Annotated in this window: 2 protein-coding genes; both read left to right on the forward strand. The window is 72.4% G+C overall.

Annotated features, from left to right (window positions below):
* Nucleotides 1–329 precede the first annotated feature (329 nt).
* Entirely contained in the window at nt 330–3,101 is a 2,772-nt protein-coding gene (locus ACIRQF_RS06935; RefSeq protein ID WP_404089456.1) for an AAA family ATPase, read from the forward strand.
* Nucleotides 3,102–3,469: 368 nt separating this feature from the next.
* Nucleotides 3,470–12,132: SDR family NAD(P)-dependent oxidoreductase (locus tag ACIRQF_RS06940; protein ID WP_404089458.1), on the forward strand; the 8,663-nt coding region annotated here is incomplete at its 3' end.

Consider the following 12,132-nt stretch of genomic DNA (forward strand, 5'->3'; position numbering starts at 1 on the left):
TTTGAGGATTTCACTTACGAGTCGCCTCGCCGCTCGTGTGCGGCGGAAGCACGAAGAACTACCATCACCGCAGGCCACCCGGCACTTCCCCGTCCCGGTCCGCCTGGCACGGACGTCGGTATCGCGATCGATCAAGGCTCAAGTTTGGGCAAATGTTCGATAAAGTTGTTGACCGCGTGACAGAGCTGCGTACAGGATACGCGGTAGTCACGCGGCAGATCTGACCAGCAAATCCCGCGGTATCTGGGAAAACGTGAGCGGCAGGCTGAGTGCGCGCCGGGTCCCCCCCTTCACAAAGGGCCGTCCGCGCAACGTGAAAGCGAGGTTTGGTGATAACTCTGTTGGGTCGCGGTAATGCGAGAACAGAAATCGATCTCCTGCTGGAACGGGTCGGTACAGGTGTCGGCGCACTGGCCGTGGTGAACGGACCCACCGGCGTCGGCAAGAGCACCCTGCTGCGGGCCCTGGCCGGCCGCTGCCGGACGGCGGGCGCCACGGTCTACAGCACCTGCGCACTGCCGGAGGAGCGCGACGAGCCCTTCTCCGTCATCCAGCAACTCTTAGTCCAGACAAACCCCGAAACGCCCCTGAACGGGCACGGCCCCCAAGGCCACCCGTCGCCCTGGTCGTACGTCGCGCAGTTGGCGCAGTCCGCGGTCGCCGCACTCACCAAGCGCGGCCCCGTCATCCTCGTCGTCGACGACATCCACCACGCCGACCCGCTCTCCATCCGGTGCCTGCGCCACCTCACGGCGCGCATCGGACCGCTCGCACTGCCCCTCTCGGTATTCGTCTCCTGGGACCCGACCGTGGAGGCCACCTCGCCCATTCTCCAGGAAATGCTCTACGAGCCCCACGTGAGCTGCATTTCCCTCGCCCCGCTGAATTCCGACGCGGTCGCCCAGATGATCGCCGAAACGAACCCGGATCCGATCGACACGGAACTCGCGAGCCACTACCACGAACTCACCGGCGGAAATCCGCTGCTGATTTCCGCGCTCATGGAGGACAGTCAGGCAAAGCCCGCCGCAGTCGCAAGCGAAATTCCGCGTTCCGATTGCGGTCCGTTCGCGGGTGACGCCTTCCAGCGGGCCGTTCAGATATGCCTGCACCGCATGGGCACTCTGGCCCGTCTGGTCGCGCAGGGAGTCGCACTGCTCGGTGAGAATTCCGATGAATACCAGCTGAGCGAGTTGTGCGATGCCCCTCTGGGTCTCGTCCGTACCGCGCTCCGCCGGCTCCAGGCCAGCGGACTGCTGCTCGGGGGCGCGTTCCGGCACCAGCGGGTGCGGGAGATCGTGCTGGGCACCATCCCGAGCGCCACCGTGATCGAGATGCACCACCGCGCCGCCCGGCTGCTGCACGCCCACGGCGCCCCGCCCGAGGCGATCGCCTTCCATCTCCTCGCGGCCGGACCCGTCAAGGACGACTGGGGCCTGCCGGTGCTGCGCGACGCGGCGCGCCACGCGCTCGCCGCCGGGCAGATGGACCTCGGCATCCGCTGCCTCAAACTGGCCGACGCCTCCTGCACCGAGGACACCACGCGGTACGAGATCAAGGCCCAACTGGCGGAGATCTGCGCCATGGTGGAACTCGGCGGTGCGGTCGCCCGCTACCAGTCGCTGAAGACCTCGATCCTCACCGGCCTGATGGCGCCGGACACCGCTCTGCCGGTCGCCCAGGCCATGCTCTGGAACGCCCAGGTGCACGACGCCGTGGAGGTCATCGACAGCGTCGCACGGCACGCCGACATCGCCCGGCCCGACATCGCCGTCGAGATGCAGGTGACCGAACTGCAGATCGCGTCGAGCTTCCCCGGCGTGCAGCGCACGGCCGCCGCGGCCGGGAGACCGGCGCCGGTGGCCCCGGCCCTGACTGGCTCCGCGTCGCCCGCGGTCCGCGCCCGGCTCCAGGCGTACCAGTCCCTGCTCTCCGTCCTGACCGGCAACGGCGATGCCTACATCGCGGCCCAGGCCGAACAGTCGCTGCAGACCGGCAGCCTGTTCGACGCGTCCGTCCGCGCCTGCGTCGTACCCGCCGTGCTGACCCTCGTCTACTCGTCCTCCCTGGACTCCGCCCAGCGAACAGCGAATCGTTTTCTCATGGGCGCCACCGACAGCGAGCTGCCCGGCTGGACCGCCGTGCTCCGCGGCCTGCTCGGCCTGGTCGCGCTGCGCCGCGGTGAACTCGACGTCGCCGTCGAGCACAGTTCGGCGGCACTCGCCCAGACCTCGAACCGCTCCCCGGACACCCACGGGTGGCTCGCCCTGGCCACCCTGGCCGAGGCGCACACCTCCATCGGCAACCACGAGAAGGCCGCGCAGTGCTTCGCGACGGCGGCCGCTCCCGCACTCTTCCAGACCCGTTCCGGGCTGCACTACCTCTACGCCCGCGGCCGGCACCACCTGGCGGGCGGCCGCCCGTACGCGGCGCTGGCCGACTTCCTGACCTGCGGCGAGCAGACGCAGCAGTGGAACATGGACACGCCCGTGCTCGTACCGTGGCGGGTCGGCGCGGCCGAGGCCTGGCTGTCGCTCGACCAGAAGGAGAAGGCGGCGGGGCTCCTCGAGGCGCAGCTGGCCATGAGGGGATACGGCAGCACCCGCACCCGGGGCATGGCGTTGCGCGCGCTGGCCGCGACCCGGGACTTCAAGGAGCGCCTGACCATCCTGAACAAGTCCATGCAGCTCCTCCAAGCCAGCGGCGACCGCTACGAGTTGGTGCGCTGCCTCGCCGATCTCAGCTCGGCGCACCGGGCCATCGGCGACAAGGACAAGGCGCGCACCGCGGGTCTGCGGGCCCGCCGGATGGCCAAGGTGTGCAACGCGGACACGGTGCCCGAGGCGCTGATGGTGGCCGCCCCGCCGCTGGAGCCGAGCACCGAGTGGCCCGCGAAGAACGAGCACGACTTCGACAAGCTCAGCAAGTCCGAGCAGCGCGTGGCCACGCTCGCCGCACGCGGACTCACCAACCGGGAGATCGCCCAGGAGCTGTTCGTGACCGTGAGCACCGTCGAGCAGCATCTCACCCGCGTGTACAAGAAGATGAAGGTCCGAAGCCGCGAGGACCTGCCCGTCAAACTGCGGGTCACGGCGGCCTGAACGAGCGCTACGCGCGTCGCTCCGCGGGCACGGTTCCCGCGGTCCTTCACCGAGTCCTTCCGGCGCGGTGAAGGGCCGCGGGTCCGTGCCCGCGGTGCGTTGCTCCCCGAGGCCGTGCCCGGGACGTTCCGCGCGGCGCGTACCGGGCGTCTCCCGGGGGCGTTCCCGCCCACTGCCAGGGCGCCTCCACCGTCGGGGCCGTGCGTCTAGGGGTACCTACGGGTGGTGACCGCAACCGGCCATCGACCAGGATCGGGCCTGAACTCGGCACGACACTCGTCCATCGGGCAGGGCAGTCCGAGAGCGCCGTGATCCGCAGGCGCCAGGTCCAGCCGGCCGGATTCCGCGCAGGAAGGCCGCCAGGCGCCATGGAGCCACAGCACACCCACGCCATGCAGTCCGCACCGGTCGACATCGCCATCATCGGTATGGCGTGCCGCTTCCCGGGCGCTCCCGACCTGGCCTCCTTCTGGAGGCTCCTCAGCACCGGCGGGAACGCCGTCGCCACCCTGCCGGCCGGCCGTGCCCGGCTCGCCGGGGTCACGGAGCCGCCCGAGGACGGCCCCTCGCGCCACGGCGGCTTCCTGGACTCGGTCGACACGTTCGACCCGGCCTTCTTCGGCATCTCCCCCCGGGAAGCCGTCACGATGGACCCCCAGCAGCGGCTGGTCCTCGAACTCAGCTGGCAGGTCCTCGAGGACGCCGCCGTCCGCCCGGCCGACCTCCGCGACACCTCGACCGGGGTGTTCATCGGGTCGTTCGCCGACGACTTCGGCGCGCTCGTGCACCGGGTCGCCCCCGGCTCCGTCACTCGCCACACCCTGGCCGGCACCCGGCGCGGACTGATCGCCAACCGCGTCTCGTACGCGCTCGGACTGCAGGGCCCGAGCATGGTCGTCGACGCGGCCCAGGCCTCGTCCCTCGTGGCGGTCCAGCTGGCCTGCGACAGCCTGCGGGCCGGCGCGGCCGAACTGGCCGTCGCGGGCGGCGTGAACCTGCTGCTCGACCCGGCCACCGCCACGGCCGTCGAGAGCTTCGGCGGCCTCTCACCGGACGGCCGGTGCTACACCTTCGACGCGCGCGCCAACGGTTTCGTACGCGGTGAGGGCGGCGGTGTCGTCCTGCTCAAGCGCCTGGCCGACGCCCTCGCCGACGGAGACCGGGTCCATGCCGTGATCCGCGGTGGCGCGGTCAACAACGACGGCGCGACGGAGGGCCTGACGGTCCCCAGCCCCGACGCCCAGGCCGCCGTGCTGCGCCGCGCCTACGCGTCCGCCACCGTGTCCGCGGACGAGGTGCAGTACGTCGAACTGCACGGCACGGGCACCCGGGTCGGCGACCCCGTCGAGGCGAGCGCGCTGGGTGCGGCATTCGGCGCGGGCGTACGAGAGAGGCCGCTTCACGTCGGCTCGGTCAAGACCAACATCGGCCACCTGGAGGGTGCGGCCGGCATCGCGGGGCTCATCAAGACGGTGCTCAGCATCAGGAACCGGCAGCTGCCGCCCAGCCTGAACCACACGACGCCGAACCCGGCGATCGACCTGGAGGCCCTCGGTCTGCGGGTGCAGCGCTCCCTCACCGCCTGGCCGGCGCCGGACGGCCCGCTCGTCGCCGGGGTGAGCTCCTTCGGCATGGGCGGCACCAACTGCCACCTGGTGCTGAGCGAGGCCCCGGCCCCCGCCGCCCGCCCGGAGGCACCGGCCTCCGCGTCTTCCTCGGCACTTCCGTCCGCGCTTCCGTTCCCCCTCTCGGGGCGTACGGAGACCGCGCTGCGCGCCCAGGCCGAACGCCTCCACACCGCGCTGGAGTCCGACGACCTCGACCTGGCGGACGTCGCCTTCTCCCTGGCGACCACCCGCGAGGACTTCGCGCGGCGCGCCGTGGTGCTCGCCGCGGACCGCGAGGCGCTGCGCGCCGGCCTGGACGCGCTGGCCCGGGGGGAGCGGACGACGGCGGGCCCCTCGGTGTCCGCAGAGGTACGTGCACTGGTCGACCGGTACGAGGCAGGTGAAGTCGTCGACTGGGCACCGGTGTTCGCGGGCGGGCGCCCCGCCCGGGTGGCGCTCCCCGGGTACGTGTTCGACCGCGCCCGGTACTGGCCGGGGGTGCCCCCGGGAGCCGGGCCCGTTGCCGCGGAGGGTGCCGGAGCGGCGGAGGGCGTCGAGGCCGGCTCCCGCGCTGTCACGGGACCGTCGGCCGGCCACGGGGGCGACACGCCGGCCGGCGGAGCCGTACGCGAGCTCCTGGAGGTCGTACGGCGTGCGGCGGCGGACGTCCTCGGGCACGGCGACCCCGCCGACGTCGCGACGGACCTCACCTTCCGCGACCTCGGGCTGGACTCGATCGGGGCGGTGGAGCTCCGCGACGCGGTGCAGGCCGAAACCGGCATCGCGCTGCCCAGCACCGTGCTCTTCGACCACCCCACGCCGCACGCACTCGCCCGGCACCTGTCAGAGGCGCACGCCGGAGCCACGCCCCCCGTCCGAGCGGCGGGGGCCGCGAGCACGGCCGCCTCGCGCGACCTCGAGGACGATCCGGTCGTGGTGGTGTCGATGGCCTGCCGCTACCCCGGCGGCGTCACCTCACCCGAAGAGCTCTGGCAGCTGGTCGCCGACGGCACGGACGCCGTCGGCGACTTCCCGACCGACCGCGGATGGGACCTGGAACGGCTCTACCACCCCGATCCCGAGCACACCGGCACCTCCACCACCCGCCACGGCGGATTCCTCCACACCGCAGCCCACTTCGACCCCGCCCACTTCGGCATCAGCCCCCGCGAGGCCCTGTCGATGGACCCCCAGCAGCGGCTGATGCTGGAGCTCACCGTCGAGGCGTTCGAACGGGCGGGCATCGATCCCGCCGGCCTCCGGGGCAGCGACACCGGAGTCTTCGTGGGCGCGACCGGGCTCGACTACGGGCCGCGGCTCGCGGACGCCTCGGGGGACACGGCCGGGCACCTCCTCACGGGCGTCACCCCGAGCGTCATCTCCGGGCGGGTGGCCTACACGTTCGGTCTGTCCGGTCCGGCGGTGACGGTCGACACGGCCTGCTCGTCCTCACTGGTCGCCCTCCACCAGGCGGTGCAGGCGCTGCGTTCGGGCGAGTGCGGCCTGGTCCTGGCGGGCGGTGTCACCGTCATGTCCTCGCCCGGCATGTTCGTGGAGTTCAGCCGCCAGCGGGGGCTCGCCGCCGACGGGCGCTGCAAGGCCTTCTCGGCCCGGGCCGACGGCACCGGCTGGGCCGAGGGCGCCGGCCTGCTGCTCCTGGAACGCCTTTCGGACGCCCGCCGCAACCACCACCCCGTGCTGGCCGTCGTCCGCGGCTCCGCCGTCAACCAGGACGGCGCCTCCAACGGTCTGACCGCTCCCAACGGACCCGCCCAGCAGCGGGTCATCCGGCAGGCGCTCGCCACGGCCGGTCTCCGTCCGGCCGACGTCGACGCCGTCGAGGCCCACGGCACCGGCACCACCCTGGGCGATCCCATCGAGGCGCAGGCGCTGCATCAGGCGTACGGCTCCGAGCGCCCCGCCGAGCGACCGCTCTGGCTCGGCAGCCTCAAGAGCAACATCGGTCACACGCAGGCCGCGGCCGGCGTCGGCGGCATCATCAAGATGGTCCAGGCGTTCCACCACCGGCTCCTTCCCGGCACCCTGCACGCCGAGGATCCCACTCCCCACGTCGACTGGGAGAACACCCCGCTCGCCCTCCTCACCGAGGCACAGCCCTGGCCCGGCACCGACGCCCCCCGCCGGGCCGCCGTCTCCTCCTTCGGCATCAGCGGCACCAACGCCCACGTGATCATCGAGGAACCCCCCGCGCAGGGGGCCAAGTTGGCGGTCCTCTTCACCGGGCAGGGATCGCAGTACCCCGGCATGGGGCGGGACCTCGCCGAGGCTCACCCCCGCTTCGAGGAGTTGCTGAGGGACATCGCAGGGCGTTTCGACAGCCACCTCGACCGGCCACTGCTGGACGTGATGTGGGCCGGGCCGGAGACGGACGAGGCCGCCCTTCTCGGCCGTACCCGGTACACCCAGCCCGCCCTGTTCGCTTTCGAGACCGCCCTGTTCACGTACCTCATCGAGCGCGGTCTGGCTCCCGACTACCTCATGGGCCACTCCATCGGTGAAGTGACCGCCGCGCATGTCGCGGGCACGCTGTCGCTCGACGACGCCGTCACCCTCGTCGCCGCCCGCTCCCACCTCATGGAGGGGCTCCCCGCCGACACCGGCATGCTCGGCGTCACGGCGGACCAGGGGCAACTGGCCGACATCCTGCACCGCCACGCCGAGATCGACGTCGCCGGGTACAACTCACCCCGTCACACCACCCTCGCCGGCACCCGTCACGCGCTCGCCGCACTCGCCCAGGACCTGGACGCCGCGGGCATCGCCCACCGGACCCTGACCGTCTCGGGAGCGTTCCACTCGCGCCACCTCGACCCGCTCCTGCCCGAGCTCACGACTGCCGCCGAGCAACTGGCCCACCACGCCCCGGCCATCCCCGTCGTCACCAACACCACCGGGCAGATCGCCACCACCGACGAGCTCACCGACCCGACCCACTGGGCCGCCCAGGCCCGCACCGCAGTCCACTACCACCAGGGCATCACCACCCTCGCCGAACTCGGCGTCACCACGTACATCGAGATCGGCCCCGACGCCACGCTCACCCACCTCGCCCGAACCACCCTCGCCGACGACACCGTCACCTGCGTCGCCACGCAGAACCCGCGCGCCGAGCAGACGGCTGTCTTCGCCAAGGCCTGTGCGGCCATGGGGGGTTGGCAGTCGCCGACCAGCTGGGTGCTGTCGGCTCGGACGGAGGAGGAGCTGGCGCACGTGGCCGGGCGCCTGGCCGACCATGCCACCGCTCACCCCGGAATGACGGCGGGTGCCATCGCCGAGGCTCTCGCACGGCGCCGGCAGTACGTGCACCGGGCCGTCCTGCACGCTGCCGACCGCGGGGAACTCCTCGCTCAGACCCGTGCCCTGGCTACCGGGCAAGCCCGTCCCGGCCTCACCACCGGACGCCCGGCAGACGGCGGGATCGCCGTCCTCTTCACCGGTCAGGGGGCGCAGTACCCGGGCATGGGGCGGGACCTCGCCGAGGCGTACCCCCGCTTCGGAGAGCTGTTGCGGGACATCGCGGGGCGCTTCGACAGCCACCTCGACCACCCGCTGCTGGACGTGATGTGGGCCGATCCGGACAGCGGTCCGGCCGCTCTGCTGCACCACACGCGCTACACCCAGCCGGCACTGTTCTCCTTCGAGACCGCCCTGTTCACGTATCTCACCGAACGCGGTCTGGCTCCCGACTACCTCATGGGCCACTCCATCGGTGAAGTGACCGCCGCCCACGTCGCCGGCACGCTGTCACTCGACGACGCCGTCACCCTCGTCACCACCCGCGCCCACCTCATGCAACAACTCCCCACCGACACCGGCATGCTCAGCGCCGGCGCGTCCGCCGTCGATCTTCAATCCGTGCTCGCCCGACACCCCGAGGTGGACGTCGCCGGGCACAACTCACCCCGGCACACCAGCCTCGCCGGCAGTCGCGACGCCCTCGCCGCACTCGCCCAGGACCTGGACGCCGCAGGCATCTCCCACCGCACGCTGGCCGTCTCCGGCGCGTTCCACTCACGCCACCTCGACCCGCTCCTCCCCCAGCTGACGCAAGCCGCCCGACACCTCACCCACCACGCCCCGACCATCCCGATCGTCACCAACACCACCGGGCAGATCGCCACCACGGAGCAACTCACCGACCCGGACCACTGGGCCGCCCAGGCCCGCACCGCCGTCCACTACCACCAGGGCAACACCACCCTCACCGAGCTCGGCGTCACGACCTACCTCGAAATCGGGCCCGACGCGACGCTCACCCACCTCGCCCAGGCCACTCTCGGCGACGACACCGGCGCCGCCTTCCTCGCCACGCAGAACCCTCGGGGCGAGCAGAGGGACGTCTTCGCCCAGGCCCTCGCCGCCCTCCACACCACCACCCCCGCGGGACTCACGTGGCCCACCGCCGGAGGGCCGCCGGCGCCCCTGCCCACCTACCCGTTCACCCGCGCCCCCTACTGGCTCGCCCCGCAGCCCCACACGGACGCGACGCAGATCGGCCTCGGCCCCGCCGACCACCCACTGCTCGCCGCGGCCAGCGAACAGCCTGACGGCACGCACCTGTTCACCACCACCCTCACCACCGCCGCACACCCCTGGCTCGCCGACCACACCATCGCCGGCACCACCCTGCTCCCCGGCACGGCCCTGCTCGAACTCGCGCTCCACGCAGGCGAACTCCTGGCCCACCCCCACGTCGCCGAGCTCACCCTCCAGTCGCCCGTCGTCCTCCCGGCACAGCTACAGCTGACCGTCGAGACCCCGACCGACGACCAGCGCCACTTCACGATCCACACGCGCACGGCCGACGGCTCCGACGACGCCCATCCCTGGACCCTGCGCGCCACCGGCACCCTCACCAGCACGCCACCCGCACCGAGGCCGGACCACTCCTCCTGGGCCGCCGATGAGGTGGGCGAGCCCGCCGACCTGACCGGCTTCTACGACGTCCTCGCGGACCACGGCTACCACTACGGGCCCGCGTTCCGCGGCCTCGACGCCCACTGGCCCACGACCGGCTGGGCTCGGGTCACGCTGCCCACCGCCCACGGTGAGCCCGCCGGTTACGGCATCCACCCGGCCCTGCTCGACGCCGCGTTGCACACCCTGGTGGCGCCCACGGGGCCCGACGCCCCCCTGCGCCTGCCCTTCTCGTTCACGGGCGTCACGGCCCACCCCACCAGTGAGCCGGTGGGCGCCCTGCTCGTGCACGCCACCCCGCACCCCACCAGCGGCGACAGCTTCACCCTCCGTGCGTACACGGAGAACGGCACTCCCGCCCTCACGATCACCGGCCTCACGCTCGCCACCGCGGACCCGCGAGCGCTGAAGGCACCGGTGGCCGTGTCATCCGTGGCCTGGCTGCCGGTCGAGACGGGTACGCCCGTCGTGCAGGCCGGAGCGGACGGCGGCAGGACCGCCGAAGTCCCCTCGGACTGGGTGCAGATCGGCGGCGCTGAGCACCTGCCCGGGATCGGCGCGCACCATGCCGACCTCGACGCCCTCCTTGCCGCGCTCGCGGACGGGGCCCCCGCTCCCGCCACCGTCCTCTACCAGGCCCCGACCGGGAACGGGGACGTCATCGGTGCCACCCACGAGGTCACCGCCGCCGTCCTCTCCACCCTCCAGACCTGGCTCACCACGCCCGCCCTCGCCGACACCCGTCTGGTCGTGCTCACCACGGCGGCCACGAGCCCCCACCACCAGCACACCCACCTCCCCCACGCCGCCCTCACCGGCCTCCTGCGCACCGCGCACACCGAGCACCCGCACGCCATCGCCCACGGCGACCTGCCCCTCACCCCTCTCACCCCCACCGACATCCACAACCTCGGGCACGCCGTCACGGCCCGGATCCCCCAGTTCACCCTTCACGACGACACGGTCCTCACCCCCCAACTGACCCTCACCACGCCTCAAAGCGGCGACGCCGCGGCCGACTTCACCGACGGGACGGTCCTGGTCACGGGTGGGACGGGTGGTCTCGGTGCGATGCTCGCCCGCCATCTCGTCACCCGGCACGGCGTCCGACACCTGCTCCTCGCCAGCCGCCGCGGCCCCGCAGCCGACGGAGCCGACCGCCTCACCACCGACCTCCAAGCCCTCGGCGCCACCGTCCGCATCGCCGCGGCCGACCTCGCGGACCGCGACACCACCGCCCACCTCCTCGACACCATCACCCCCGAACACCCCCTCACCGCCGTCTTCCACCTCGCCGGCACCCTCGACGACGCCCTCCTCACCGACCTCACCCCCGACCGCACCCACCCCGTCCTCCACGCCAAGGCCGACGCCGCCTGGCACCTCCACGACCTCACCCGCCACCACCCCCTCACCCACTTCGTCCTCTACTCATCGGTCACCGGGCTGCTGGGCTGGGCCGGTCAGGCCAACTACGCGGCGGCCAACACCTTCCTCGACGCGCTGGCCGAGTACCGGCATTCACAAGGGCTCCCGGCCACGTCACTCGCCTGGGGCCTGTGGGCCGGCGGCATGGGAGCGACCCTCGACAGCGGCGAGACCGCCCGGTGGGCCGCCGCCGGCATGACCCCCCTCAGCGACACCGACGGTACGGCGCTGCTGGACGCCGCGCTCGGCCTCGACGCCCCGCTGCTCGCCCCCGTCCGCTGGGACCGCGCCACCCTCACCGCACTCGCCCAGCAGGACGAACTCCCCGCCGTGCTGCGGCGCCTGGTGCCCGCGCGTCGGCAGCGTGCGGACGCCGGGGGACGTCTCGGCGACGGTGGCACGGCGTCGGGCTGGCAGCGGGACATGGCCCGCCTGTCGGAGCTGGACCGGGCGACCGCCGTCCGTGAGCTCGTCACCCGTGTGTGCGCCGCCGTGCTGCACGTCGAGTCCGGCCGCCTGGCGACCGAGCAGGCGTTCAAGCAGCTCGGTTTCGACTCCCTCACGGCCGTCGAGCTGCGCAACCGACTCAACCGCGAGACGGGGCTGCGCCTCCCCTCCACCCTGATCTTCGACCACCCCACGCCCGACGCCCTCGCCGCGCACATCACCCGCCACATCACCGAGGACGCCACCGACGCGACGGCGGCACCCGTGCCCGTGCGCGGTCGTGATCGTGCTCGCATTCATGACGGCGAGTTCGAGGACGATCCGATCGTGGTGGTGTCGATGGCCTGCCGCTACCCCGGCGGAGTCACCTCACCCGAAGAGCTCTGGCAGCTGGTCGCCGACGGCACCGACGCCATCAGCGGCTTCCCCACCGACCGCGGATGGGACTTGGAACGGCTCTACCACCCCGATCCCGAGCACACCGGCACCTCCACCACCCGCCACGGCGGATTCCTGCACACCGCAGCCCACTTCGACCCCGCCCACTTCGGCATCAGCCCCCGCGAAGCCCTCACCATCGACCCCCAACAACGCCTCCTCCTCGAACTCAC

The organism is Streptomyces sp. NPDC101191, assembly GCF_044767915.1.
Lineage (GTDB): Bacteria > Actinomycetota > Actinomycetes > Streptomycetales > Streptomycetaceae > Streptomyces.